This window comes from Streptomonospora halophila, assembly GCF_039542725.1.
Classification (GTDB): domain Bacteria; phylum Actinomycetota; class Actinomycetes; order Streptosporangiales; family Streptosporangiaceae; genus Streptomonospora; species Streptomonospora halophila.
Genome location: NZ_BAABIK010000027.1, coordinates 45,803 through 71,939, shown reverse-complemented (window position 1 = coordinate 71,939; position 26,137 = coordinate 45,803). Strand labels below are relative to the sequence as shown.

General features: G+C 74.7%; 23 protein-coding genes and 1 pseudogene. 18 read left to right on the top strand and 6 right to left on the bottom strand.

The genetic code is table 11. The features are described from left to right. Positions 1 to 187: 187 nt before the first annotated feature. The 10 genes from uvrC (at position 188) to ABEA15_RS20280 (ending at position 10,696) form a co-directional block, all read left to right on the top strand. Positions 188 to 2,317 carry an excinuclease ABC subunit UvrC gene (gene uvrC / locus ABEA15_RS20325; RefSeq protein WP_345558286.1) on the top strand — a complete coding sequence of 710 codons (2,130 nt, stop codon included), beginning with the start codon at positions 188 to 190 and terminating at the stop codon, positions 2,315 to 2,317. Further along, positions 2,307 to 3,206: an RNase adapter RapZ gene (gene rapZ / locus ABEA15_RS20320; protein WP_345558284.1), complete on the top strand. Its 900-nt coding sequence runs from the start codon at positions 2,307 to 2,309 to the stop codon at positions 3,204 to 3,206. The genes uvrC and rapZ overlap by 11 nt, the downstream gene beginning before the upstream one ends. A 121-nt stretch (positions 3,207 to 3,327) precedes the next feature. Continuing rightward, positions 3,328 to 4,353 (top strand): gluconeogenesis factor YvcK family protein, encoded by a 1,026-nt coding sequence (locus ABEA15_RS20315; protein ID WP_345558282.1) that lies wholly within the window; start codon positions 3,328 to 3,330, stop codon positions 4,351 to 4,353. A gap of 83 nt (positions 4,354 to 4,436) precedes the next feature. Further along, positions 4,437 to 4,865: a DUF488 domain-containing protein gene (locus ABEA15_RS20310; RefSeq protein WP_344144046.1), complete on the top strand. Its 429-nt coding sequence runs from the start codon at positions 4,437 to 4,439 to the stop codon at positions 4,863 to 4,865. Between the two features lie 331 nt (positions 4,866 to 5,196). After that, positions 5,197 to 6,177 carry a DNA-binding protein WhiA gene (gene whiA, locus ABEA15_RS20305; RefSeq protein ID WP_344144048.1) on the top strand — a complete coding sequence of 327 codons (981 nt, stop codon included), beginning with the start codon at positions 5,197 to 5,199 and terminating at the stop codon, positions 6,175 to 6,177. Between the two features lie 289 nt (positions 6,178 to 6,466). Further along, positions 6,467 to 7,471: a type I glyceraldehyde-3-phosphate dehydrogenase gene (gene gap / locus ABEA15_RS20300; protein ID WP_344144051.1), complete on the top strand. Its 1,005-nt coding sequence runs from the start codon at positions 6,467 to 6,469 to the stop codon at positions 7,469 to 7,471. 110 nt (positions 7,472 to 7,581) lie between these two features. After that, positions 7,582 to 8,769 (top strand): phosphoglycerate kinase, encoded by a 1,188-nt coding sequence (locus tag ABEA15_RS20295; RefSeq protein ID WP_345558279.1) that lies wholly within the window; start codon positions 7,582 to 7,584, stop codon positions 8,767 to 8,769. Between the two features lie 66 nt (positions 8,770 to 8,835). Further along, positions 8,836 to 9,612 carry a triose-phosphate isomerase gene (gene tpiA / locus ABEA15_RS20290; protein WP_345558277.1) on the top strand — a complete coding sequence of 259 codons (777 nt, stop codon included), beginning with the start codon at positions 8,836 to 8,838 and terminating at the stop codon, positions 9,610 to 9,612. Positions 9,613 to 9,946: 334 nt separating this feature from the next. Then, positions 9,947 to 10,183, top strand: coding sequence for a preprotein translocase subunit SecG (gene secG, locus ABEA15_RS20285; RefSeq protein ID WP_311545597.1), 237 nt, complete (start codon positions 9,947 to 9,949; stop codon positions 10,181 to 10,183). Between the two features lie 141 nt (positions 10,184 to 10,324). Next, on the top strand, positions 10,325 to 10,696 hold the full coding sequence (locus ABEA15_RS20280) for an RNA polymerase-binding protein RbpA (RefSeq protein WP_311545596.1): 372 nt from the start codon (positions 10,325 to 10,327) through the stop codon (positions 10,694 to 10,696). 50 nt (positions 10,697 to 10,746) lie between these two features. On the opposite strand, the gene ABEA15_RS20275 is transcribed toward ABEA15_RS20280, so the two are convergent. Together ABEA15_RS20275 and ABEA15_RS20270 are read right to left on the bottom strand one after the other, a co-directional pair. Next, the gene (locus tag ABEA15_RS20275; RefSeq protein ID WP_345558274.1) at positions 10,747 to 11,514 is read right to left on the bottom strand and encodes an IclR family transcriptional regulator; all 768 of its coding nucleotides are present in this window, start codon (positions 11,512 to 11,514) and stop codon (positions 10,747 to 10,749) included. Between the two features lie 30 nt (positions 11,515 to 11,544). Then, positions 11,545 to 11,730: a hypothetical protein gene (locus tag ABEA15_RS20270; RefSeq protein WP_345558272.1), complete on the bottom strand. Its 186-nt coding sequence runs from the start codon at positions 11,728 to 11,730 to the stop codon at positions 11,545 to 11,547. Between the two features lie 74 nt (positions 11,731 to 11,804). On the opposite strand from ABEA15_RS20270, the gene ABEA15_RS20265 reads away from it, so the two are divergent. The 7 genes from ABEA15_RS20265 (at position 11,805) to ABEA15_RS20235 (ending at position 21,989) form a co-directional block, all read left to right on the top strand. Then, on the top strand, positions 11,805 to 12,800 hold the full coding sequence (locus tag ABEA15_RS20265; RefSeq protein ID WP_345558270.1) for a LysR family transcriptional regulator: 996 nt from the start codon (positions 11,805 to 11,807) through the stop codon (positions 12,798 to 12,800). Between the two features lie 127 nt (positions 12,801 to 12,927). Next, the gene (hutH, locus tag ABEA15_RS20260; protein WP_344144067.1) at positions 12,928 to 14,475 is read left to right on the top strand and encodes a histidine ammonia-lyase; all 1,548 of its coding nucleotides are present in this window, start codon (positions 12,928 to 12,930) and stop codon (positions 14,473 to 14,475) included. A gap of 25 nt (positions 14,476 to 14,500) precedes the next feature. Continuing rightward, on the top strand, positions 14,501 to 16,171 hold the full coding sequence (hutU, locus tag ABEA15_RS20255; RefSeq protein WP_345558296.1) for a urocanate hydratase: 1,671 nt from the start codon (positions 14,501 to 14,503) through the stop codon (positions 16,169 to 16,171). 68 nt (positions 16,172 to 16,239) lie between these two features. After that, positions 16,240 to 17,475: an allantoate amidohydrolase gene (locus ABEA15_RS20250; RefSeq protein ID WP_345558268.1), complete on the top strand. Its 1,236-nt coding sequence runs from the start codon at positions 16,240 to 16,242 to the stop codon at positions 17,473 to 17,475. A 350-nt stretch (positions 17,476 to 17,825) separates the two neighbouring features. Next, positions 17,826 to 19,283 carry a formimidoylglutamate deiminase gene (locus tag ABEA15_RS20245; RefSeq protein ID WP_345558266.1) on the top strand — a complete coding sequence of 486 codons (1,458 nt, stop codon included), beginning with the start codon at positions 17,826 to 17,828 and terminating at the stop codon, positions 19,281 to 19,283. Positions 19,284 to 19,463: 180 nt separating this feature from the next. Further along, the gene (gene hutI, locus ABEA15_RS20240; RefSeq protein ID WP_344144073.1) at positions 19,464 to 20,696 is read left to right on the top strand and encodes an imidazolonepropionase; all 1,233 of its coding nucleotides are present in this window, start codon (positions 19,464 to 19,466) and stop codon (positions 20,694 to 20,696) included. Between the two features lie 201 nt (positions 20,697 to 20,897). After that, a complete protein-coding gene (locus tag ABEA15_RS20235; RefSeq protein ID WP_345558264.1) occupies positions 20,898 to 21,989 on the top strand; it encodes a GNAT family N-acetyltransferase in 1,092 nt (363 codons plus the stop codon). Between the two features lie 159 nt (positions 21,990 to 22,148). On the opposite strand, the gene ABEA15_RS20230 is transcribed toward ABEA15_RS20235, so the two are convergent. The 4 genes and pseudogenes from ABEA15_RS20230 to ABEA15_RS20220 form a co-directional block, all read right to left on the bottom strand. Beyond that, positions 22,149 to 22,448: a hypothetical protein gene (locus ABEA15_RS20230; RefSeq protein WP_344144077.1), complete on the bottom strand. Its 300-nt coding sequence runs from the start codon at positions 22,446 to 22,448 to the stop codon at positions 22,149 to 22,151. Continuing rightward, a pseudogene (locus tag ABEA15_RS25675) lies at positions 22,375 to 22,776 on the bottom strand (type II toxin-antitoxin system RelE family toxin); the annotation flags it as partial. The gene ABEA15_RS20230 and the pseudogene ABEA15_RS25675, both read right to left, overlap by 74 nt. 448 nt (positions 22,777 to 23,224) lie before the next feature. After that, positions 23,225 to 24,433 carry a hypothetical protein gene (locus ABEA15_RS20225; protein ID WP_345558262.1) on the bottom strand — a complete coding sequence of 403 codons (1,209 nt, stop codon included), beginning with the start codon at positions 24,431 to 24,433 and terminating at the stop codon, positions 23,225 to 23,227. A gap of 243 nt (positions 24,434 to 24,676) precedes the next feature. Next, a complete protein-coding gene (locus tag ABEA15_RS20220) occupies positions 24,677 to 24,946 on the bottom strand; it encodes a hypothetical protein (RefSeq protein WP_345558260.1) in 270 nt (89 codons plus the stop codon). 215 nt (positions 24,947 to 25,161) lie between these two features. On the opposite strand from ABEA15_RS20220, the gene ABEA15_RS20215 reads away from it, so the two are divergent. Continuing rightward, on the top strand, positions 25,162 to 26,085 hold the full coding sequence (locus tag ABEA15_RS20215) for a hypothetical protein (RefSeq protein ID WP_344144085.1): 924 nt from the start codon (positions 25,162 to 25,164) through the stop codon (positions 26,083 to 26,085). Positions 26,086 to 26,137 lie beyond the last annotated feature (52 nt).

Genomic DNA, 26,137 nt, shown 5'->3' with positions numbered 1-26,137 from the left:
AATCGTGACGTTTAGTCCGTGATCAAGCCCATGCGCGGTCGGGTCCGGGCAACCGCCCACAGCTTAGACCGGGTGCCCGGCTGACCCCCGGAACCGGCCGCACAACGGGCCTTTGGTCCCCTTAGCGGTCGTCCACAGGCCGCCCGTCGAGTGGCCGAGCACCCCTGCGGCCGATCACAATGGAGTCATGGCAGCCCAACCCCACCTTCGTCCCCGCCCCGGTTCGATCCCCACCTCGCCGGGGGTCTACCGGTTCCGCGACGGCAACGGGCGGGTCATCTACGTGGGCAAGGCGAAGAACCTGCGCGCGCGGCTCTCGTCCTACTTCCAGGACTTCGCGGCGCTGCACCCCCGCACCCAGACGATGGTCTCGACCGCCGCCGACGTCGACTGGACGGTGGTGGGCACCGAGGTCGAGGCCCTCCAGCTGGAGTACTCCTGGATCAAGGAGTACGACCCCCGGTTCAACGTCAAGTACCGCGACGACAAGAGCTACCCCTACCTCGCGGTCACCATGAACGAGGACGTCCCCCGCGTCCAGGTCATGCGCGGCGCCAAGCGCAAGGGGGTGCGCTACTTCGGCCCCTACGGCCACGCCTGGGCCATCCGCGAGACCGTCGACCTGCTGCTGCGCGTCTTCCCCGTGCGCACCTGCTCGGCGGGGGTCTTCCGCAGCGCCCGCAACGCCGGGCGCCCCTGCCTGCTGGGCTACATCGACAAGTGCTCGGCGCCCTGCGTTGGCCGCGTCGACGCCGAGGAGCACCGCCGCCTCGCCGAGGACTTCTGCTCCTTCATGGCCGGCGACACCAGCCGCTTCATCCGCAGGCTGGAGCAGCGCATGCGCGAGTCCGCCGCGGACCAGGAGTACGAGAAGGCCGCGCGCATCCGCGACGACATCCAGGCGCTGCGCACGGCGCTGGAGAAGCAGGCGGTCGTGCTGGGCGACTCCACCGACTGCGACGTCATCGCCCTGGCCGAGGACCAGTTGGAGGCGGCCGCCCAGGTCTTCTACGTCCGCGGCGGGCGCATCCGCGGCCAGCGGGGCTGGGTCGTCGACAAGGTCGAGGACGTGGGCACCGGTGAGCTCGTCGAACGCTTCCTCGCCCAGACCTACGGCAACGGCGGCGAGCCGGACGGACGGGCCGACGGCGGCGACGGCCCCGGCGGCGCGGCCATCCCCCGCGAGGTCCTGGTCTCGGCCGAGCCGGCCGACCGCGACGCCGTGGTCGAATGGCTCAGCGAGCGCCGCGGCTCCGCCGTCGACCTGCGGGTCCCTCAGCGGGGCGACAAGAGGACCCTGCTGGAGACCGTCGCCAAGAACGCCGACCAGGCGCTGGCCCGGCACAAGACCCAGCGCGCCGGCGACCTCACCACGCGCAGCCGTGCGCTGAGCGAGATCCAGGAGGCGCTGGGCCTCGACGAGGCTCCGCTGCGCATCGAGTGCTTCGACGTGTCCAACCTCATGGGCGAGCACGTGGTGGCCTCCATGGTGGTGTTCGAGGACGGCCTGGCCCGCAAGTCGGAGTACCGCCGCTTCAGCATCCGCGGCTCCGGGCGCGCCCAGGGGGCCGAGCAGAACGACGTCGCATCGATGTACGAGGTCCTCAAGCGCCGGTTCGCCCGCTACCTCGAGGAGAGCCGCCGCACCGGCGAGCTCGACCGGCTCGGCGCCGGGGCCGAGGAGGACGAGGGCGCCGCCGCCCCGGCCGCCGGGGGCGCCGGCGGGGCCGACCCGGCGGGCGCTCCCGGCGCCGCCCCCGAGGCCGAATCCGACCGGCAGGCGCCGTCCAAGTTCGCCTATCCCCCTAACCTGGTAGTGGTCGACGGGGGCCGGCCGCAGGTCCAGGCCGCGCGGCGGGCCCTGGACGACCTCGGCATCGACGACATCGCGGTGTGCGGGCTGGCCAAGCGGCTGGAGGAGGTGTGGCTGCCCGACGACGACGATCCGGTGATCCTGCCGCGAACGGGCGAAGGGCTCTACATGCTCCAGCGCGTTCGCGACGAGGCCCACCGGTTCGCCATCACCTACCACCGCCAGAAGCGCGCCAAGGCGCTCACCGGCAGCGCACTCGACGAGGTGCCCGGCCTGGGGCCGACGCGGCGCAGTGCGCTGCTCAAGCACTTCGGGTCGGTCAAGAAGCTGGCGGCGGCCACTGAGGAGGAGATCGCCCGGGTGCCCGGCATCGGCAAGACCACAGCCGGAGTCATCCACGCGCGGCTCTCCGGCCAGGAGCGGGAAGGAAACCATGACAGGGGCGGGGTCCGCACGGGGGAAAGCGGCGCGGCAGACGGAAGTGGTCAGCACAATGGGGGATGAACAGCCGACGGGCAGTCTCAGCGGGGAGCTCCCGCCCGAGATCGTCGTCGTCACCGGCATGTCGGGCGCCGGCCGCAGCACCGCCGCCCGCGCACTCGAGGACCTGGACTGGTTCGTCGTCGACAACCTGCCGCCGGGGCTCCTGCCGACCATGATCGACCTGGCCGGGCGCACCGAGGGGGCGGTGCCGCGGGTGGCCGCGGTCGTCGACGTGCGCAGCATGGCCTTCACCGAGGACCTGCTCTCCACGGTCGAGGAGCTGCGCGGGCGCGGGATCACCGCCCGCGTGGTGTTCCTGGAGGCCGGCGACGACGCCCTGGTGCGCCGTTTCGAGAGCGTGCGGCGCCCCCACCCGCTTCAGGGCGAAGGCCGCCTCACCGACGGCATCGCCCGCGAGCGCGAGACCCTGCGCGCCGTCCGCGGCGCCGCCGACCTGGTCATCGACACGTCCCAGCTCAACGTCCACCAGCTCAAGGCCAAGGTCATCGGCTTCTTCGGCGAGGCGGAGGAGGCGCGCCCGCGCGCCAACCTGGTGTCGTTCGGCTACAAGCACGGCCTGCCGGTGGACGCCGACCTCGTGCTGGACTGCCGCTTCCTGCCCAACCCGCACTGGGTCCCCGAACTCCGGGCGATGAACGGGCGCGACGCTCCGGTGCGCGAGTACGTGCTGGCCCAGACCGGCGCGAAGGAGATGATCGACTCCTACACCGAGGTGCTGCGCCTGATGATCGAGGGGTACCAGCGCGAGGGCAAGCACTACATGACCTTCGCCGTCGGCTGCACCGGCGGCAAGCACCGCAGCGTGGCCATGGCCGAGCAGTTCGGCGAGCGGCTGCGCGAGCAGGGGCTCGAAGTCCACGTCGTCCACCGCGATCTCGGCCAGGAATGAGGCGGCCGGTCCCCGCGGACCCGGCGGCGAACGCGAACCAGGACGGACGCCGGCGGGGCACGCTCTAGCATTGGCCCGATCGCGCCCGCCGCAGACCCGATGACGAGGTACCCACAGGCACATGTCAGACAACGTCCCCGCCGACAGCGGCGGGAGCCCGGCAGACGCCGCGGCCGCCGGGGCCGCGGCCGACGATCCTCCGGGCGTGAGCCCGCCGCGAGTCGTGGCGCTGGGCGGAGGGCACGGCCTGCACGCCTCGCTGTCCGCGCTGCGCCGGGTCACCACCGACGTGACCGCCGTCGTGACCGTGGCCGACGACGGCGGTTCCAGCGGGCGGCTGCGCGAGGAGCTCGGCGTGCTGCCGCCGGGCGACCTGCGCATGGCGCTCGCGGCGCTGTGCGGCGACGACGAGTGGGGCCACACCTGGAGCGAGGTCGTCCAGCACCGCTTCCGCTCCGAGGGCCAGCTGCACGGCCACGCGGTGGGCAACCTGCTCATCGTGGCGCTGTGGGAGCTGCTGGGCGACTCCGTGGCCGGACTGGACTGGGTGGGCCAGCTGCTCGGCGCGCACGGCCGCGTCCTGCCGATGTCCTCGGTCCCGCTGGACATCGTCGCCGAGGTCGAGGGAGCCGATCCCGCGCGCCCCTTCGAGATCAGCACGGTCCGCGGCCAGGTGGCCTGCGCCAGCACCCGCGGCCGTGTGCGGTCGATCTCGCTGGTGCCCGAGGCGCCCCCGGCCTCGCACCAGGCGGTCAAGGCGGTGCGCGAGGCCGACTGGGTCGTCTTCGGTCCCGGTTCCTGGTTCACCAGCGTTCTGCCGCACCTGCTGGTGCCCGAACTCGCCGAGGCCCTGGTCGAGACGCGGGCCCGCCGCATGGTCGCGCTGAACCTCTCGCCGCAGAAGGGCGAGACCGACGGCTTCCGGCCCGAGACCTACCTGGAGGTGCTGGCCGCGCACGCGCCGCGCCTGGGTATCGACGCGGTCCTGGCCGACAGCGGGGTCGTCGGCGACACGACCAGGGTCGGCGAGGTCGCCAAGGAGATGGGCGGCCGGCTGGTCGTGCGCGACGTGGCGGCCGGCGACGGCTCGCCGCGCCACGACCCCGACCTGCTCGCCGCCGCCTTCGACGACGTCTTCCGGGACTGACCGCGCCCGCGTCCGCGCAGGGCACCGCGGGCGGGCGCGGGCCCGTGCGCGCGGGGCCCGCATGCGGGAGGTTGGCACGGTGCGTGAGCGGGCATGCAGCCGACGTGGGCGAACAGCAGGCCGGCGACGGCGGCGGAGTCGACATCCGCCTCATCCGCGTGCGCGACACCCTCGGCCAGGACCCGCCCGGCCGCGCGTTCCTGGTCGACCGGCTGTGGCCGCGCGGGGTGCGCAAGACGTCCCTGCACTACGACGCGTGGTTGCAGGACGTGGCGCCGAGTACGGAGCTGCGCCGGTGGTTCCACGCCGAACCCGGCCGGTGGGAGGAGTTCGCCGAGCGCTACCGCGCCGAGCTTGCCGACAACCCCGAGGCCCTGCGCCCCCTCCGCGACGCCCTCGCCGAGGGGACCGTCACCCTGCTCCACGGCGCGAGCGACACCGAGCACAACCACGCCGTGGTGCTGCGCGACCACCTGCTGGCGACCCGGGGCGAGGCGGCCGGGCAGCAGTAGGCCGCCGCCCGCCCGGTCCGCGGGTGCGTGCCCCGGGCGCCCCCGCTCGCCCTCCCGCACCGGTGCCGGGCGCCTGGAGGCGGCCGCCGGCCCTCCGCCGAGGGGCGGCCCATCCCACAGCGGACGCGGGCAGACCGATCGGACGCGCCGCCCCTTTCGGCAGAGACCGGCACGGATCGGAAAACGCGACTCGCCGTGACGAGCAGGGATTTTGGACACGCGGCCGAGGGCGTGGCCACGGCCCTTGCGTTCAGTACGCTCGGGGAGGAGGAGCGCACGGTCGGCGGGCCGCGCTGGTATGTGGAGTTCGAGTAGCGAGGGGACGGCGTCCATGGCGATGACCGGCGTGGTGAAGGACGAGTTGAGCCGGCTGACCGTTCTCAAGCCGTGTTGCCGCAAGGCCGAGGTCTCCACGATCCTCCGCTTCACGGGAGGGCTGCACCTGGTCAGCGGCCGCATCGTGATCGAGGCCGAGCTCGACACCGGCGCGGCGGCGCGCCGGCTGCGCAAGGACATCTCCGAGGTCTTCGGCCACGAGTCCGAGGTCGTCGTGCTCTCGCCCAGCGGCCTGCGCAAGGGCAACCGCTACGTCGTGCGGATCATCAAGGACGGCGAGAGCCTCGCCCGCCAGACCGGGCTCATCGACAACAACGGCCGCCCGGTGCGCGGCCTGCCCCGGCACGTGGTCGCCGGCGGCGCCTGCGACGCCGAGTCCGCCTGGCGCGGCGCCTTCATCGCGCACGGCTCGCTCACCGAGCCGGGCCGCTCGATGTCGCTGGAGGTCACCTGCCCCGGCCCCGAGGCCGCGCTCGCGCTGGTGGGCGCCGCTCGCCGGCTCAAGGTGCAGGGCAAGGCGCGCGAGGTCCGCGGCGTCGACCGGGTGGTCGTGCGCGACGGCGACTCCATCGGGGCGCTGCTGACCCTGCTGGGGGCGCACGAGAGCGTGCTGACCTGGGAAGAGCGCCGGATGCGCCGCGAGGTCCGCGCCACGGCCAACCGGCTCGCCAACTTCGACGACGCCAACCTGCGCCGCAGCGCCCGCGCGGCGGTGGCGGCGGGCGCCCGGGTCGAGCGGGCCCTGGAGATCCTGGGCGACGAGGCGCCCGACCACCTGGTGGCCGCGGGCCGGCTGCGCCTGGCGCACAAGCAGGCGTCGCTGGAGGAGCTGGGCCAGCTGTCGTCGCCGCCGCTGACCAAGGACGCGATCGCCGGGCGCATCCGCCGGCTGCTGGCGATGGCCGACAAGCGCGCCGTCGACCTGGGCATCGACGGTACGGACGCGAACCTGACCGCCGACATGCTGGTGCCCTGACACGGTCCGCGCCTCCGGGGCGGATGCGCCGCCGGTGTTGGCTTTTGTGAGCACGGAAGCCGACCGGGAAACTTCGGAAAATGGTCTAGACCTCTGACTGGCAGGGGTGCGAGCATGGTCCGGGCGCCGATGCCTTCCGGGCGGGCTCCGCGACGGGGCCGCGACGGTCCGCACTGCGGTGGAGAGATAGGCTCGGAAGTGGAATTACGGCGCTCAACTTCCGCGGTCGGGCCCTCTGTCGGTCGGCCGTGACGGCAGTACCTTCCAACACGTGAGGAGTTTGGTTACCGTGACCATCCGTGTAGGCGTGAACGGTTTCGGCCGGATCGGCCGCAACTTCTGGCGCGCGGCCCGCGCCGCCGGCAGCGAGGTCGAGATCGTCGCGGTCAACGACCTCACCGACAAGGCCACGCTCGCCCACCTGCTCAAGTACGACACCGTGCTGGGCACGCTGGACGGCGACGTCGAGGTCGGCGGCGACAGCATCCGGGTCGGCGACACCACGATCAAGACCCTCGCCGAGCGCGACCCCGCGCAGCTGCCCTGGGGCGAGCTGGGCGTGGACGTCGTCGTGGAGTCCACCGGCATCTTCACCAAGGCCGAGGACGCCCGCAAGCACATCGATGCGGGCGCCAAGAAGGTCATCGTCTCGGCTCCGGCCAAGGGCGAGGACCTGACCCTGGTGATGGGCGTCAACGACGACAAGTACGACGCCGCCCGGCACCACATCATCTCCAACGCCTCCTGCACCACCAACTGCGTGGCGCCGATGGCCAAGACGCTGCTGGACAACTTCGGCATCGTCAAGGGCCTGATGACGACGACCCACGCGTACACCAACGACCAGGTCATCCTGGACTTCCCGCACAAGGACCTGCGCCGCGCCCGTGCCGCCGCGCAGAACATCATCCCCACGACCACGGGCGCCGCCAAGGCCACCGCCCTGGTGCTCCCCGAGCTGCAGGGCAAGCTCGACGGCATCGCGATGCGCGTGCCGGTGCCCGACGGCTCGGTCACCGACCTGGTCGTGGAGCTGGAGCGCGAGGCCTCCGCCGAGGAGGTCAACGCCGCGTTCAAGGCCGCCTCCGAGGGCGAGCTCAAGCAGGTGCTGACCTACACCGAGGACCCGATCGTGTCCTCCGACATCGTCGGCAGCCCCGCTTCCTGCACCTTCGACTCCAGCCTGACCATGGCCTTCGGCAACACGGTCAAGATCATCGGCTGGTACGACAACGAGTGGGGCTACTCCAACCGCCTCGTGGACGCGGCCAAGCTGGTCGGCTCGCGCCTGTAGACCGGACGACCGACCCCGGACGTGCCGGCGCACGCGGCGCCCCCGCCCGATGGGCCGGGGGCGCCGCGCGCCGTGCCGGTACGGCCGCATCCCCGCAGAAGGAGAGCTCCATGCGCACGATCGACGACCTCGACGTCTCCGGTAAGCGCGTGTTCGTCCGGGCGGATCTGAACGTGCCCCTCGACGGCGACCGCATCACCGACGACGGCCGGATCCGCGCCGGCGTGCCCACCATCAGCGCACTGCGCGAGCGCGGCGCCCGCGTCGTGGTGGCCGCGCACCTGGGCCGCCCGAAGGGCGCACCCGACCCCGCCTACTCCCTGCGCCCGGTGGCCGCGCGACTGGGCGAGCTGCTGGGCACCGAGGTCGCCTTCGCCACCGACACCGCGGGGGAGTCGGCCCGCGCCGCCAGCGCCGCACTGGCCGACGGCGAGGTCGCCCTCGTGGAGAACCTGCGCTTCGAGCCGGGCGAGACCAGCAAGGACGACGCCGAGCGCGGCGAGTTCGCCGACCGTCTGGCCCAGCTCGCCGACCTCTACGTCGGCGACGGCTTCGGCGCCGTGCACCGCAAGCACGCCAGCGTCTTCGACCTGCCGAACCGGCTGCCGCACGCGGTGGGCGGCCTGGTGCTGGCCGAGGTCGAGGTGCTGCGCACCCTCACCGGCGACCCCGCCCGCCCCTACGTGGTGGCGCTGGGCGGCTCCAAGGTCTCCGACAAGCTCGGCGTGATCGACAACCTGCTGGGCACCGCCGACCGGCTGCTCATCGGCGGCGGGATGGCCTACACCTTCCTCAAGGCGAAGGGCTACGAGGTCGGGTCCAGCCTGCTGGAGGCCGACCAGGTCGACACGGTCCGCGACTACCTCGACCGCGCGGAGAAGCAGGGCGTGGAGATCGTCGTCCCGGTCGACGTGGTCGCCGCCGAGTCCTTCTCGGCCGACGCCCCCCACGGCCCGGCCGACGCCAGCGCCATCCCCGCCGACCGCATGGGCCTGGACATCGGGCCCAAGACCCGCGAGCTGTTCGCCGCCAAGCTGGCCGACGCCCGCACGGTGTTCTGGAACGGCCCGATGGGCGTCTTCGAGATGGCACCCTACGCCCAGGGCACCAGCGCGCTGGCCCGGGCGCTGCTCGACTCCGGCGCCTTCACCGTGGTGGGCGGCGGCGACTCCGCGGCCGCGGTGCGCGCGCTCGGCTTCGACGAGGCGGCGTTCGGGCACATCTCCACCGGCGGCGGCGCCAGCCTGGAGTACCTGGAGGGCAAGGCCCTGCCCGGTATCGAGGCCCTGGACGACTGACGACCCCGCGCCGGCGGCCCTGCTGCGGGCCGCCGGCGCCCTTTTCTGCAGCTGAGGAAGACACCAATGGCAGAGCGCAAGCCGCTGATCGCGGGCAACTGGAAGCTCAACAACAACCACCTCGAAGCCATCGCGCTGGTCCAGAAGCTCGCGTTCTCGCTGAAGGACACCGACTTCGACGCCGCCGAGATCGCCGTGCTGCCGCCGTTCACGAACCTGCGCAGCGTGCAGACCCTCGTCGACGGCGACAAGCTGCGGATCGTCTACGGCGCCCAGGACGTCTCCGCCCACGAGAAGGGCGCCTACACCGGCGAGGTCTCCGGGCCGATGCTCGCCAAGCTGGGCTGCACCTACGCGCTGGCGGGCCACTCCGAGCGCCGCGAGTACCACCGGGAGGACGACGCCCTCGTCAACCAGAAGGTGAAGGCGGCCTTCGCCGCGGACCTCACCCCCATCCTGTGCCTGGGCGAGGGCCTGGACGTGCGCAAGGCCGGCGACCAGGTCTCCCACACGCTCGCGCAGCTTGAAGGCGCGCTCAAGGACGTGACCGCCGAGCAGGCCGCCCGGCTGGTCGTGGCCTACGAGCCGGTGTGGGCGATCGGCACCGGCGAGGTCGCCACCCCCGAGGACGCCCAGGAGGTCTGCGGCGCCCTGCGCGGGCGGCTGGGAGAGCTGTACTCCGACGAGGCCGCCGGGACCGCCCGCGTCATCTACGGCGGCTCGGTGAAGTCCGACAATATCGCCGGGATCATCGGCCAGGAGGACATCGACGGCGCCCTGGTGGGCGGCGCGAGCCTCAAGCCCGACGAGTTCGCCAAGCTCGCCCGGCTCGGCCGGGAGTGACGGCGGGGCCGGTCGGCGCGCGCCGGCCGGCCCCTCGGCGGCGGCAGCGCCGCAGCGCAAACGGGTGCCCGGGCCCGCCGGACGCCCGGCCGAACCCCGCCGCACCGGCCGGTACCCCACCGGGACGGCCGCGGAGGGGCCGCGCACGGGTTAGAATTCGCGGAAGCCCGTCGCTTCGGCGGGTACGTGTCCAAAGGGCACACGGTAGAATCCAGGAAGAGTCCTCGGCCCCCGCCCGTGCATCGGCCGCAGACCCGGTCGCCGCGGCGAGCGAGCGGTTCCGGGGACCCAAGTCGACAATTCCCCCACTCGGGGTCGAGTTACGGGTGAGCGTGTGATCCTCGGTCTGTCCATCGTCGTGATGCTCTGCAGCGTGCTGCTGATCCTTATGGTGCTCTTGCACAAGGGCAAGGGCGGCGGCCTCTCCGATCTGTTCGGGGGCGGCGTCACGTCCTCCCTGGGCGGGTCCTCCGTGGTCGAGCGCAACCTCGACCGGCTGACCATCGCCACCGGCGTGATCTGGATCGTCGCCGTCGTGGTCCTCGGGCTGATGCTCAACCAGGGCGCCTAGCCCCGGCCCTTCCAGCCCCTTTCCAACCCCCGCTTTTCCCGCCCGCGCCGGTCGCGGGCCCAGCCGCGCGGCACGTCACGCCGTGCGGTGTCTTTTCCGTTTCCCCTAGCCGGGGCGTGTTGTCCGTCGAAGGAGTTTTCCGTGGGTAGTGGCAGCGCAATCCGTGGCAGTCGCGTCGGCGCCGGCCCGATGGGCGAGGCCGAGCGCGGCGAGTCCGCGCCGCGCATCCGGGTTCCGTTCTACTGCGCCAACAATCACGAGGTGATTCCGAGCTTCGCGCACGAGGCCGCGGTCCCCGAGGAGTGGGACTGCCCCCGCTGCGGGTTCCCGGCGGGCAAGGACCCGCAGAACCCCCCGGCGCCCCCGCGCACCGAGCCCTACAAGACGCACCTGGCCTACGTGAAGGAGCGCCGCAGCGAGGAGGAGGGCCGACTCATCCTGGACGAGGCCCTCGCAAAGCTGCGCGCCGAGCGCGCCGAGGTCGAGGCCTACATCAAGGCCAACGCGAACTAGCCGGCCCCTCGACCCGGGGCGGCCGCTGCGGGCCGGGGTCCCGGTCGGCCTCACTCCGGTGCGGGGCTGCGGCCGCCGAGCCTGCGGGTCAGCTCGGCCGCCGCGTCCCGCGCGCCGGCGGCCAGCGCCGCCGCTGTGACCGGGCGCGCGCTGGGCACCGTCAGGCTGATGGCCGCCGCCGGCGCGGCGTTGTGGTCGAAGGCCGCCGCGGCCACCGACGAGAATCCGTCGGTGACCTGCCCCTCCTCCACGGCGTAGCCCGCGCGGTGCTCCCGTGCCAGCAGGTCGCGGAGTTCGCCCGGCGTGGCGGGGCCGCGCCCGGTGCGGTCCACGAACGCCTCCGCGTCGGGGTAGAGCGCGCGCACCTGGGCGCGCGGCAGGTGGGCCAGCAGCGCCCTTCCCGAGGCCGTCAGATGCGCCGGTAGGCGCACGCCCACCCCGGTGACGAGCGTCGGCGCGTGCGGCGGATGCTCTTTGAGCAGGTACAGCGTGTCGGCGCCGTGCAGCACGCCCAGATGGGCGGTCGCCGCGGTCTCCTCGACGAGCCGCCGCAGCAGCGGCCGAGCGAGCCGCTCCAGCGGGCCGTGGCGCAGGTAGGCCGACCCGATCTCGAAGGCCGCCACGCCCAGGCCCCACCGGCGCTCCTCGGGCAGATGGGTGACGAAGCCCTCCTCGGCCATGGCCTCAAGCAGCTGGTAGGCGCTCGACCGCGGCAGCCCCAGCTCGGCGGCCGCGGCCGCGGCCGACACCGGCCCCGGACGCGCGGCGAGGAAGCGCAGCAGCCGCAGTGCCCGCGTGGCCGCCGGGACGTGGCTCATGGCGGAATTGTCCCACGTCCCGGAGCTCGTTCACCGCTGCGCTCCACCGCGCCCGCCGGGCAGGCTCAGCGAGCGGACCTGCAGTCTTCCGCAGGCGCAGCGGGTGTAGACGACCATCCCGGTGGAGGTCGGGTGCCGGGAGACGACCTGGTAGATCTCCGCCTCCGGCCATCCGCAGTCGGGGCAGACCTGTGTGCGGTCCGTGCAGGATTCCATGGATCCAGTCTGGGTGCGCGCCTCAGTTCATGTCTATCTGAACTTTTTTCAAGAAACCGTGTAGCATCGCCTACATGTTCGACCTTCGGCGGCTGCGCGTCCTGCGGGCGGTCCACCACCACGGCACGGTCACCGGCGCGGCGGAGGCGCTGCACCTGACCCCCTCGGCGGTCTCCCAGCAGATCCGCCAGCTCGCCCGGGACCTCGGCGTCACCCTGCTGGAGCCGGAGGGCCGGCGGGTGCGGCTGACCTCGGCCGCCCACGTACTGCTCGACCACGCCGACGCGCTCAGCACCCGCTGGGAGCAGGCCGTCGCCGACCTCGCCTGCCACGCCGAGAGCGAGGCCGGTCCGCTGCGCCTGGCGGGCTATCCGACGGGCGTGGCCACGCTGCTGGCGCCGGCCGCGGGCCTGCTGCGCCGCACGCACCCGGGGCTGACGGTGTCGGTGACCGAAGCCGAGGCCGGCGAGTGCTTCGACATGCTGCTGGCGGGCACCATGGACCTCGCCGTCTTCGTGCCCGACCCCACGGTCGCCTCGGCGGAGGACTCCCGGTTCGACCAGCGCCTCCTACTGGAGGAGCCGCACGACCTGCTGCTGCCCGCCGACCACCCGCTGGCCGGCCGCGCAAGCGTCTCCCTGGCCGAGACCGCCCGCGAGGACTGGATCACCCCCGGCGGCGCCTGCAGCCATTACCGGGTGGTGCAGGTCGCCTGCGCGGCCGCCGGGTTCACCCCGCGGATCGTGCACTGGGCCACCGACTGGAGCGGCGCGACCGCGCTGGTGGCGCACGGGATGGGGATCGCCCTGGTGCCGCGGCTGCTGCCCATCGCCACCGAGCACCCGGTCGTGCGGATGGCGCTGGACGGGCGCTCCGTGCCCACGCGGTCGATTCTGGCCTGCCTTCGCAGCGGCAGCGCCGAGCACCCCGCCGTCGTCCGCGGGCTGGCGGCCCTGCGCGAGGTGGCCGCCGCGGCGCCCGTCGGCACCGGCCCCCTGGCGCCGCAGCGGGCCGGGGGAGCGCCCGCTCCGGCGGCCGCGCAGGCGCCCCTGCTCGTCGAGAGCGGCTGATCCCGAGGCCCCGGCCGCCGGCGCCGTCGCCCCCGGCGCACCCGCGGGCCTGCTCAGCCGAGGAGTCTGAAACCTCGGACAGAACCTGGGTGCCGGGGGTCGCGCCGCAGCTCGCGAACCGCGTGCAATGGGGGCCATGCCCACCTCGATCGACATCGGCCCCTCGGGGCTCGCCCCCGGTGACGTGGTCGCCGCGGCACGCCGCGGCGCGACGGTCCGCCTGACCGACGGCGCGCGCGCCGCCGTCGCCGCCGGGCGCAAACGCGTCGAAGCCCTGGCCGCCGACCCCGCGCCCGCCTACGGCGTCAGTACCGGGTTCGGGGCGCTGGCCACCCGGCACATCGCCGCCGACCTGCGCACCCGGCTGCAGGCCTCCCTCATCCGCTCGCACGCCGCCGGCGCCGGAGCCGAGGTCGAGCGCGAGGTGGTGCGCGCGCTGATGCTGCTGCGGCTGCGCACTCTGGCCAGCGGTGGCACCGGAGTCCGCGTCGAGACCGCCGAGGCGCTCGCCGGGCTGCTCAACGCGGGCATCACCCCCGTCGTGCACGAGTACGGCAGCCTGGGCTGCTCGGGCGACCTCGCCCCGCTGTCCCACGTGGCCCTGGCGCTGATGGGCGAGGGCGAGGTGCGCGACGCCGGCGGCCACCGGCGCCCGGCGGCCGAAGCGCTGCGCGACGCGGGCCTGCGCCCGGTGGAGCCGGCAGCCAAGGAGGGCCTCGCGCTGATCAACGGCACCGACGGCATGCTCGGCATGCTGCTGCTGGCCTGTGCCGACCTGTCCGAGCTGCTGCGCGTCGCCGACATCACTGCCGCCATGAGCGTGGAGGCGCTGCTGGGCACCGACCGGGTCTTCGCCGCCGACCTGCAGGACCTGCGCCCGCACCCCGGACAGGCGGCCGCCGCGGCCAACATGCGCACGCTGCTGTCCGGGTCGCCCATCGTCGCCTCGCACCGCGGTCCCGACTGCGCCCGCGTGCAGGACGCCTACTCGCTGCGCTGCGCGCCGCAGGTCGCCGGAGCCGTGCGCGACACCCTCGCCCACGCCGAGTCCGTTGCGGAGCGCGAGTTGGCCGCCGTGATCGACAACCCGGTGGTGCTGGAGGACGGCCGGGTGGAGTCCAACGGCAACTTCCACGGCGCTCCGGTGGGATATGTGCTGGACTTCCTCGGCATCGCGGTCGCCGACCTGGCCTCCATCGCCGAGCGCCGCACCGACCGGATGCTCGACGTCGCCCGCTCGCACGGGCTGCCCGCCTTCCTCGCCGACGACCCCGGCGTGGACTCCGGCCACATGATCGCCCAGTACACCCAGGCCGCCCTGGTCTCCGAGCTGAAGCGGCTGGCGGTCCCCGCCAGCGTCGACTCCATCCCCAGCTCGGCCATGCAGGAGGACCACGTCTCGATGGGCTGGTCCGCCGCGCGCAAGCTGCGCCGCGCCGTCGAGGCGCTCACCAGCGTGCTGGCGATCGAACTGGTCACCGCCGCCCGCGCGCTGGACCTGCGCGCGCCGCTGGAACCCGCGCCGGCCACCGCCGCCGTGCGCGACACGCTGCGCACCGCGGTGCCCGGGCCCGGTCCCGACCGCCACCTTGCGCCCGAGATCGCCGCCGCAGCGGCGCTGATCACCGACGGCTCCGTCCGCGCCGCGGCCGACGCCGTCGCACCGCTCGCCTGACCCGTCCGAAAGGACAGCGATGACCATGGGAACCGGCTCGGCACCGCGGACCGTGCGCGCTCCGCGCGGCACCGCCCGCACCGCCAAGGGGTGGCCCCAGGAGGCCGCCCTGCGGATGCTGCACAACAACCTCGACCCCGAGGTGGCCGAGCACCCCGACCGGCTGGTCGTCTACGGCGGCAGCGGCCGGGCCGCGCGCGACTGGGCGAGCTTCGACCGCATCACCGCCGTGCTGCGCGAACTGGGCGACGACGAGACGCTGCTGGTGCAGTCCGGCCGCCCCGTGGGCGTGCTGCCGACCCACGAGTGGGCCCCGCGCGTGCTCATCGCCAACGCCAACCTCGTCGGCGACTGGTCGAACTGGGAGGAGTTCCGCCGCCTGGAGGCGCTGGGCCTGACCATGTACGGGCAGATGACCGCCGGCTCCTGGATCTACATCGGCACCCAGGGCATCCTTCAGGGCACCTACGAGACCTTCGGCGCGGTGGCGGCCAAGCGCTTCGGCGCCGACCTGGCCGGCACCCTCACGCTCACCGCCGGACTGGGCGGGATGGGCGGCGCGCAGCCGCTGGCGGTGACCCTGAACGGCGGGGCGGCCCTGGTCGTCGAGTGCGACGCCACCCGCATCGAGCGCCGCCTCGCCCAGGGCTACCTGGACGAGCGCGCCGACAGCCTCGACGAGGCGCTGGCGCTGGCCGAGCGGGCCCGCAGCCGGCGGCGCGCCGTCTCGATCGGCGTGCAGGGCAACGCCGCCGAGACCGTGCCCGAACTGCTTCGCCGCGGCGCACCGGCCGACATCGTCACCGACCAGACCTCCGCGCACGACCCGCTGTCCTACCTGCCCGCCGGGGTGGACTTCGCGGACTGGGCCGACTACGCGGCCCGCGACCCCGGGGACTTCACCCGCCGCGCCCGGGATTCCATGGCCGCCCACGTCGAGGCGATGGTCGGCTTCGCCGACGCGGGCGCCGAGGTCTTCGACTACGGCAACTCCATCCGCGGTGAGGCACGCACCGCCGGCTACGCGCGCGCCTTCGACTTCCCGGGATTCGTGCCCGCCTACATCCGCCCGCTGTTCTGCGCGGGCAAGGGCCCCTTCCGCTGGGCGGCGCTCTCCGGCGACCCCGCCGACATCGCCCGCACCGACCGGGCCGTGCTGGAGCTGTTCGGCGACGACGAGCACCTGGCCCGCTGGATCCGCACGGCAGGCGAGCGCGTGTCCTTCCAGGGGCTCCCGGCGCGGATCTGCTGGCTGGGCCAGGGCGAGCGGGCGGCGGCCGGTCTGCGCTTCAACGAGCTGGTGGCCTCCGGCGAGATCAGCGCGCCGCTGGCCATCGGCCGCGACCACCTCGACACCGGCTCGGTGGCCTCGCCCTACCGCGAGACCGAGGCCATGGCCGACGGCTCCGACGCCATCGCCGACTGGCCGCTGCTCAACGCGCTCGTCAACACCGCCTCGGGCGCCTCGTGGGTCTCGATCCACCACGGCGGCGGCGTCGGGATAGGCCGCTCCCTGCACGCCGGCCAGGTCGCGGTCGCCGACGGCAGCGCGCTGGCCGCGCGCAAGCTGGAGCGGGTGCTGTCCAACGACCCCGCGACCGGCGTGATCCGCCACGCCGATGCGGGGTATGGCCAGGCCGAAGACGTCGCCCGCGAGCACGGCATCCGGCTGCCCATGAGCGAGGACCGGGACTGATGGGCGCGGGCGGCGGCGCACGGCCGCGAGCGGCGGACGACGATGTGCACGCGGGGGACGAGACGCCGATGAGCGACGAGTTCGAGGAGCTGTGGTCCGAGCTGGCCCCGGTGGGACGCAACCGCATCACCGGCGGTTACCGTAGGTTCTCCTGGGGACCCGCCGACACCGAGGCGCGCGGCTGGTTCGTCTCGGCGGCCCGCGCCCGAGGGCTCGACGTCGAGACCGACGGCAACGGCAACCTCTGGGCCTGGTGGGGCGCACCCGGCCCCGAGGCGGTGGTCACCGGGTCCCACCTGGACTCCGTGCCCGACGGGGGCGCCTACGACGGGCCGCTGGGCGTCGTCGGCGCCCTCGCCGCGATCGGCGAGCTGCGCCGGCGCGGACTGCGGCCCCGGCGCCCCCTCGCCGTGACGGTGTTCGCCGAGGAGGAGGGGGCCCGCTTCGGCGTGCCCTGCCTGGGCAGTCGGTTGCTGACCGGGGCGATCACGCCCGAGCGCGCCGGCGGGCTCGCCGACGCCGACGGCGTCACCTGGGCGCGCGCGATGGAGGCGGCGGGCCTCGACCCCGGCCGGCTGGGCGCCGACCACGAGCTGCTGGGCCGCATCGGCGCGTTCGTCGAGCTGCACATCGAGCAGGGGCGGGCGCTGGTCCATTCCGGCGCCCCCGTCGGCGTCGCCTCGGCCGTGTGGCCGCACGGCCGGTGGCGGCTGGACTTCTCCGGCCAGGCCGACCACGCGGGCACCACGCGCCTGGCCGACCGCAGCGACCCCATGCTGCCCTTCGCCGAGGCCGTGCTGGAGGCGCGCCGGGCGGCCGAGGCGAACGGCGCCCTGGCCACCGTGGGCAAGGTGCGCGTGTCGCCCAACGGCACCAACGCCGTGCCGTCCCGCGTCCGCGCCTGGCTGGACGCGCGCGCGGCCGACGAGGGCGCGCTGCGTGCGGTGGTCGAGCGGGTCGACGCGGCCGCGCGCGGCAGCGCCGCCGAGCACGGCGTGACGGTGAACGGGTTCCTGGAGTCCAAATCGCCGCTGGTGGAGTTCGACCACCGGCTGCGCGACCGCATCGCCGCCCGCGTCGGCGGCGAGACGGGCGGGCTCCCGCTGCTCACCACCGGCGCCGGGCACGACGCGGGCGTGCTGGCCACCGCCGTGCCCACAGCGATGCTGTTCGTGCGCAACCCCACCGGCACCTCCCACGCGCCCGAGGAGGCTGCCACCGGGGCCGACTGCCGCGCCGGGGTGGCGGCGCTGGCCGACGTTCTGGCCGACCTGACCGGCGCCGGCCCGCGCAGCCGGGCGTGAGCGGCGCGGCCGCGGCGCGGTAGGGGGGGGTCGGTGACAGGTTGGTTTCGCTACGAGGACGAGGGGCTGCGGATGTTCTTCGGGGTCGGTGGAGAGAGGTGGGTGTGCCGGCGGGTGGACGCGGGTGGGTCCGGGGTGCGGCCGGTGGTCGCGTCCGTTTTCGCGTTCGCGCGGGTGCTGCGGGCGCGTGATGACGGAGGGTCTGCTGCGGTGTGCCGGTATGCGGGCGGTTTCGGCGTCTCGGCCCGGGCATCGGAGGCGCGGCGCGAGCAGCCGCGGTCGGCAATGGCCGGCTCCGCGAAGTTCGCGCTCCCGCGGGCCCGGGCCCGTCGGATGCCGGGGGCGGAGGTGTGACGGGCCCCGGCGGCGCGCGGCAGGACGCCGCGCGGGGGAGCGGGGGCGCGGGGGCGCGGCGATCCGCGGCGGACCGCTACTGGTGCGAGTGGGCGCTGCTGGACTCCGGGGCGGGCGGCGCGGCCGCGCCCGGGGTGCTCGTCGAGGTCGCCGGCGGCCGGATCACCTCGGTCGCCCGCGATACGCGCCCGCCCGACGGCGCCGAGCGGCTGAGCGGGCTCACGGTCGCCGGATTCGCCAACGCGCACTCCCACGCCTTCCACCGGGCGCTGCGCGGGCGCACGGGCGAGGACGGCGGCAGCTTCTGGACCTGGCGCCGCCGGATGTACGAGGTCGCCGAGCGGCTGGACCCCGACTCCTACCGCCGCCTCGCCGGCGCCGTCTACGCCGAGATGGCGCTGGCCGGAGTCACCTGCGTCGGCGAGTTCCACTACGTGCACCACGCGCCCGGCGGCGCCCGCTACAGCGACCCCAACGCCATGGGCCGGGCCCTCATCGCCGCCGCGGAGGACGCCGGCGTCCGCATCACCCTGCTCGACACCTGCTACCTCGCCGGCGGCCTGGACCTCCGCAGGGGGTACACGCCGCTGGAGGGGCCGCAGCTGCGCTTCGGCGACGCCGGAGCCGACGCCTGGGCCGAGCGGGTCGCCGCCCTGCGGCCGGTCGGCGGCCGCGCCGGCGTCGGCGCCGCCGCGCTCACCGTGCGCGCGGTGCCGCCCGCCGACCTCGCCCGCATCGCCCGGGCGGCGCCCGAGGCCGGATGGGCCGCGGCCCACATCCACCTCTCCGAGCAGCCCGCCGAGAACGCCGCCTGCCTGGCCGCCCACGGGCGCACGCCCGCCGGGGTCCTGGACGAGACCGGCTTCCTCGCCGCCCTGCGCCCCGCGCTCGTGCACGCCACCCACCTCACCGGCGCCGACGCCGACCTGGTCCGCGGCACCGGTGCCGGGGTGTGCCTGTGCCCCACCACCGAGCGCGACCTCGCCGACGGCCTGCCCGAGCTGGAGCGCCTGGGAGGCGTCGCGCTGTCGCTGGGCAGCGACGGACACAGCACCGTCGACATGTTCGCCGAGGCCCGCGGTGCCGAGGAGCACGAGCGCCTGCGCACCGGCCGCCGCGGCACCCTGCCCGCCCACCGCCTGCTGGAGGCGCTGCACACCGGCGGCCACACCGCACTGGGCTGGGCGCCCGAGGCCGACACCGGGGGCGACGGCGGGGCGGGGCGCATCGCCGCGGGTGCGCGCGCCGATCTGGTCAACGTTGCCGCCGACAGCGTCCGACTGGCCGGGTTCGACCCCGCGCGCGCGGCCGACGCCCTGGTGTGGGCGGCGGCCGCCGCCGACGTCCGCCACGTGATGGCCGACGGCCGCTGGATCGTCCGCGAGGGCGCGCACGTGCTCATGCCCGACGCGGCGGCGCGGCTGGACGCCGCCATCAGGGAGTCGGCCCCGTGAACCCCGCCGACGCCCGGCCCGCCCGCTCGCGGGCGGCCACGATCGCGGAGGGGACCCGATGAACACGCCCGCGGACCGCCTCGCGCACGTCGGCGCCGGGCCCGCCCGCGCCTCGCGCGCGAGATCCACCACCCAGCAGCCGAAGGGAGGAACGCGGCGCCCCGGCGCGCCGCGCCGCCGATGAGTACCGCACCACCCCCCGCCCGCCCCGTGCCCCCCGTCTCCTCGGTGCTGATCGACGACATCGGCGCCCTCGTCACCAACGACACCGCGCTCGGCGCCGGCGACCTGGGCGAGGTGGCCGGCGCCGCCCTGGTCGTCGAGTCCGGCCGGGTGGCCTGGTGCGGCCCGCGCTCCCGGGCACCGGCCGCCGACGTGCGCGTGGACGCCGCCGGGCGGTGCGTCATGCCCGGGTTCGTCGACAGCCACTCCCACATCGTCTTCGCCGGCGACCGCAGCCGGGAGTTCGGCGACCGGATGAGCGGGCGGCCCTACGAGGCCGGCGGAATCCGCACCACCGTCGCCGCCACCCGCGACGCGTCCGACGCCGAGCTGCTGGGCAACGCCACCCGGCTGCTGCGCGAGGCCCGCGCCCAGGGCACCACCACCCTGGAGGTCAAGTCCGGCTACGGCCTCAGCGTCGCCGACGAGGAGCGCTGCCTGCGCGCGGCCGCGCGACTGACCGGCGAGGTGACGTTCCTCGGTGCGCACGTCGTCCCGCCCGAGTACGAGGACGACCCCGACGGCTACGTGGACCTGGTCGCCGGCGCGATGCTGGAGGCCTGCGCGCCGCATGCCCGCTGGGTCGACGTGTTCTGCGAGCGCGGCGCCTTCGACGAGGAGCAGGCGCGCCGCGTCCTGCGGGCCGGGCGCGACCGCGGGCTGCTGCCGCGCGTGCACGGCAACCAGCTGGGCCGGGGGCCCGGGGTCCGCCTGGCCGTGCAGGAGGGTGCGGCGTCGGTGGACCACTGCACCCACCTGGAGGACGCCGACGTGGCGGCGCTGGCCGACTCGGCGGCGGAGGGGCCGGCGACGGTCGCCACGCTGCTGCCCGGCGTGGACTTCTCCACCCGCCAGCCTTATCCCGACGCGCGCGCGCTCCTGGACGCCGGTGCCCGCGTCGCGCTGGCCAGCGACTGCAACCCCGGCTCGTGCTTCACGTCCAGCATGGCGCTGTGCATCGCGCTGGCGGTCCGCGAGATGCGCATGACCCCGGAGGAGGCGGTGCGGGCGGCCACCGCCGGCGGCGCGGAGGCGCTGCGCCGGGACGACGTCGGCCGCCTGTCCGTCGGCGCCCGCGCGGACATCGTCCTGCTGGAGGCACCCAACCCCGTGTACCTGGCCTACCGGCCCGGAGTCCCCCAGGTCGCGGCCGTGTGGAAGGACGGCGAACTGGTGGCGGGCCGGCCCTGACCGGACGCACCGCGCACCGCCCTCACGGGGAGGCGAGCGGATCGGGACGGATCAGGGCAGTGGTGCACACGCGGGGTTTCGGCGGAATTTACCGGACGTAGCACGCACGAAACGCGCTCACCCCACCCTGGAGAGGAACCGGCGCGCCACCGCACGGCGGCGCCGCACCCGGGGCCGAACCCACCCGCGAAGGGGAGACGCATGAGCCTGTGGCGCATCCGCACCGCCGTCGAGGACCGCCCCGGCCGACTGGCCGCCGTGGTCGGCGCGATGGCCGCCCGGGGCGGCAACGTCGTCGGGCTGTCGATCCACGCCGACGCCTCCGGAGTGGTGGACGAGTTCATCGTCGACGTCCCGGGGGAGCACCGCACACTGCTGCGCGAGGTCGCCCGGCACAGCGTCACCGACTCGGTCAGCGCCGTGCCCGCACAGCCTCGCGAGGTCGGCGACGACGTCACCAAGGCGCTCCTGCTGACCTCCCGGCTGCGCAGCGCGCCCAACCGGCTGCCCGAGGTGCTCGGCGAGCTGCTGATGGCCGACGAGGCCCGGTGGACCAACCTGACCCGGCCGGTCCCGGAGTTCCCGGAGGAGCCGGAGACCACCCTGCTCGTGCCGGTGGGCCCGTTGCGCGGTGTCCGGCTGCGGCGCCCCGACCGGCCCTTCACCTGGACCGAGTCGGCGCGCGCCGGTGCACTGGTGCGGTCGGTGCTGCCGCCCACCGGACCGGCGCCCACCGACGGTGCCATCGCGACCCGCGGCGGCGTCGGCCTCGCCGTCGGCCAGGCCCGGACGGCCGACGCCGACGCGATCCAGCGGCTGCACGCCCGCTGCTCGCCCGAGACCACCCGCGGCCGCTACTTCTCCAGCATGCGGCGTCTGGCGCCGAGCATGCTCGGCCTGTTCTGCGACCCGGAGCAGGGCCTGACCCTGCTCGCGCGCCCCCGTGAGGGCGGCGAGCCGGTCGCGCTGGCGCACCTGATGTACACGCTCGACCCGGGCGTGGGCGAGGTCGCCTTCCTGGTGGAGGACTCCTGGCAGCGGCAGGGCGTGGGCACCGCGCTGACCCGGACGCTGACCGCGGTCGCCGCCGACTGGGGACTGGCCGAGGTCCGCGCCGAGACCGTGGCCGGCAACCGGGGGATGCAGCGCATCATGCGCCGCATGGGCGCGTCGGTCGGCGCCCCGCACGACGGCGTGGTCCAGGCGCGCCTGCCGGTGGCCGGCGCGGGTCCCGCCAGGCGCGGTGGCAGGCTGGCCGAGCTGATGACCGAGCCCGGCGCCGCCGGAGCCTGAACCGAGGAGCCCTTCCGAGAAGCGGGCGGGGGAGGCCGGTGAAATGGGGCACCGGCCTCCCCCGCCTCATGTCCGTTGTCCGTGCCGCCGCGCGGCGCGGGACGCGGGCGGCGGCACAGCGGGGCCGCTGCGGATGCGGCGGCGCGGGGGCCGACCGGTTCAGGAGTCGTCGGAGTCGTCCGCAGCGGAGGCCGAGGAGGCGGAGTCGTCGCCGGAGGCGTCCGCACCGGCCTTGCCGTCGCCGGCGTCGCTCTTCTTCGCGCGGCGCTTCTTCACCGGCCGCGAGTAGTCGACCAGCGGCTCGTAGAGGGTCTCGTGCTCCTTCTTGCACTCGTCGCAGGCGTCGACCTCGCGGACGGACCCCTCCCAGGCGAACTGGATGACGTCAGTCGCCTCGACCTTCTCCTCGCGGACGGCGTGCGGATCGCAATACTTCAGCGTGAAGACCTCGGTGACCACGGCGGTGCGTCCCTTCGGTAGTGGGTCTGCATGTTCGTACTCGTGGCCGAATCATACACCTGTACGAAGGGCGGGGGCTTGGGACTGTTCGGCGCCCGGCGGCTTCGCCGGGCCGGCCGGCCTCTCGCTGGGCCTCGCGCCCGCCATCGGCCGACACGGTGCCGACGAGGACTCTATCGCCGTCGATACTGTACAGAATCCGGTGGCCGCCGACGCGGATGCGCCAGAGGCCGTCCGTTCCCTGCGGTTTCAGGCGCCCTTCCGGCCGAGGGCCGTCAGCCGGCTTCCAGCGTGCTGCGTGGATCCGGCGGACGATCCGTCGAGGCTTCGCAGCTCTGTCCTGGCGCGGGCGTCCATGACGACCTTGTCGCGCGGGGTAGGGGCAGGAAGCACAGGCCGAGCTCCTCGGCCACTCCTTCCAACGGAATCACCTGCCACGTCCTGCGCGGATATCGGCGAGGCGCTCCCGAGCGATGCGCGCATCCCGCTTGTCCAGAAGCGCCTCGTACTCATCAACCAGCCAGGCAGGCGCGATGGCGGCAGTACGCCCGTGTTCGCGTCCCCGGGTCACGTAGGTGGCCTCGTCGCCGCAGGTTGCTCGGTCGACCCGGTCCGCGAATCGGTCGCGAGCCTCCGCGGCGGAGTGTTCCTCCGGTTCGGTGCTCCTGGTGCAAGTATTCGCCATCGTGGCCGATGAGGCCTGGCATCGACCAAGGTGTGGTCGTGGCCCTGATACGACCGCCTATCCGCCTCGTAGCCCGAATCGTGCAGCCGGCTCACTCCACGGCCGCGACCAGGTCCACGAGGGTGTCGAGCAGGTCGGCGCGGACGTCGTCGTCGCTGACGGCCTGTGCCCAGGCGGAGGGGACGGCGCCGGGGACGATACGCAGGTGTGCGTCGAGGAACCGGTCCAGGGCCGCGACCGGGTTGGTGGCGTAGTAGACCGGGTTCTCCCGCGCCCGGGTCACCAGGGTCCAGGCGGTACGGCGCAGCCAGTCCTGCTCCGGCTCGGGCAGGTGTTCGGCGCGCGGGCGCTCGGGCCGCTCCGGCACGGCGGGGGAGGGCGCGGGGTCGGCGACCGGATGGTAGGGGGCGCTGCGCGCCCGGCCGCGGGCCCGCTCCAGCAGCTCGAAGTGCTCGGGCAGGCGGTCGGCGAGCCGGCGCAGCACCTCGGTGAGGACGCGCGCGAGGTCCTCCGGCCCCATGCCGCGCAGCGACTGCCCCAGGCCGACGCGGCGCAGCTCGTCGGCCGTGCGGGCGCGCGCCGGGTCCACGCCCTCGGCCAGCTCCTGCAGTTTGCGCAGCAGGTACTCGGCGGTGGGCACCGACACCAGCGGGCGCTCCCGGCAGACCGCCACCGCGCGGCCCGCGCGGTCGGCCACCGGCACCGCCCCCGACTCGCGGGTGAACCCGTGGTCACCGGGAAGGGCGGCGTCGATCGGATCGTCGGGCTGCTCGTCGGGCAGGTCCACAGCCGGGTGGCCGAACCCCGCAGCAAGGACCAGGGCGGCGAGGGCCTCCTGCTCGACGACGCCGGGCGCCACCCATGCGGCCACCGCCTGCTGGCGCGCCCAGCGCCGCGGCCGCTCGGAGAACGCACAGCGCAGAGTGCGGCCCGACCACTGCGGGAAGACCAGCCGCAGCCGCGAGAACGCGCGGTCGGTCTCGGCGTCGCGCAGCGCGAAGACCAGGCGGCGGACCTTGGCCGGGGGGATCTCGCCCGCGTCGAGCGCGGCGTGCACCTCGCTCATGCGCGCGGTGATCTTGGAGTCGGCGGAAGCGCCGTGCCGTGCGCAGGGGCAGTTCTCGCTCAGCAGCGTCAGGGCCGAGTCGAACTGCGCTGCGTGGCGGTCGCAGCTCTGCAGGGTCTCGGGGGCGTTCCGCCGGCGCGCGGGCTCGCACCGGCCGCAGCCGAAGGCGCGGGTCATCGCGTGCAGGAACGCGGTCGAACCGAAAAGGTCCGTGAACAGGCAGCGCGTGCTCAAGATCCTTCTTCTCCCCGTGGGCACGGGGCTGAGGCTCTTCCCCAGCTCCTCCGGGAAAGTGCGTAGAAGAAGGACAGCTGCACCCGGCGACACACCCACGTCGGCTGGCGCCTGCCGACGCCGCCCTGGCGACGCGCGTGGTCCATTACGAAAGTAGGGTCCGCGCCCGCCCGGAGTCAAGGAAGGGCAAAGTTTTCGCCCGCCGGTGCCCCGGCGGGCGCCGGGCGCAGACCGGCGCGGCCCTCAGCGCTGGGACCGCCGCCGGTAGCGCTCGGCGAGCTGGGTGAGGTGGGCGGCCAGCTCCTCGGCGGTGACCTCGGGAACCGGCGGCGGCTGGTCGCGGCGGTGCGGTCCGGCGCCGGTCTCCGGGGCCTCCTCGGGTTCGGGGACCTCGTCCAGATCGGGGTCGAGGGCCGCGAGGCGGAAGTGCACGTAGGCGTCCAGCCAGTCGTGGGGCCGCGGACGCGGCGCACCGCGGTTCTGCGGGTCGGTGTGGTCGTCTGCGGGACTCATGCGCGGGCGGCTCCGTCCTGATCACTTGAGCGCGTTGTGCCGTGGCCCGGCGGTGACGGTGTGCCGACACCTCTCGGACGGCCGCACCGCCCCCTTCGCACCGGCGAGGACGGCGTCCGGGCGCCCTCGGGGCTGTCCGAGAGCTATGGGTGCTCGGGCCTGATGAGAAGGCGCCACCACGGCCGAGGCAGCTCGGCGACTAAGGGGGAGTGACGATGCCGCGACGCTGGACGCTGGTGCTGCGCGACCACGCCGACGCCGCCCGGCCCGTGCGCGCCGTCGACTGCCACGGGCTGCTGAACACCTGGTGGCCCCAGCCCGACGCCGAGCACGGTGCCGCCAAGAAGTGGGCCATGAACGGCTGGCCCCAACCCCTGGCCGACCGCCTGTGGGTGTGGTCGCTGACCTGGCTGGACGACCACCCGCCCGAGACCGGGCCCGCCGACCTGGTCGGCAGCGTGCACCGGGTGGGCGACCACCTGCTGGAACCGCTGTCGGTCACCGAGGTGCACGCCCGCGACTACACCGCGGTCCTCACCGAGCCCCGCCGGCTCTCCCACACGGCCTCGCTGCACACGCTCAGCCCCGTCGTGTCCCTGGCCCGCAACTACGACGGCGAGGACAGCTTCCAGGCGTGGCCGGGACCGCGGCTGCTGTTCGGCGTCGTCCACCGCACGGCCGACGGCCGGGTGAGCGGCAGCGGGGCGATCGGCGCCGTCGCGCGCTTCGCGCCGCGCGAGCTCGCCGAGCCGTGGCTGCGGCGCATCGACGAGGTCACCGCGCGGCTGCGCCGCACACCCGACGACTCCGCGCCCATCCGGGCCACCGAGCACACCGGTCCGGCCGGGCGCACGGTCCTCGGCTGGGAGGGCGGTCTGCGCCTGGCACTGCCCCGCGGATGCGACGGCCGGCAGCTGGCCGACTTCGGTGCACTGCTGGAGCTGATCGAGCTGACCGGAGTGGGCAAGTACACGGCACAGGGCTTCGGCTCCCTGCGCGTAGACACGCTCACGACCGGCGACGGCGTGTCAGCCGGTCGGCGACGTCCCTCCGCACGAGACCGCCGGCGGCCCCGGTCTCCGCGTCCGGTGCACGCGGACTATCAGGAACAGGGATTTGACGGGTTGCTGTTCGACTGACCCGGCGCCGCCTGCGGCGATCGCGCAGCATGCTGGGTCTGCTCGGTTCGCT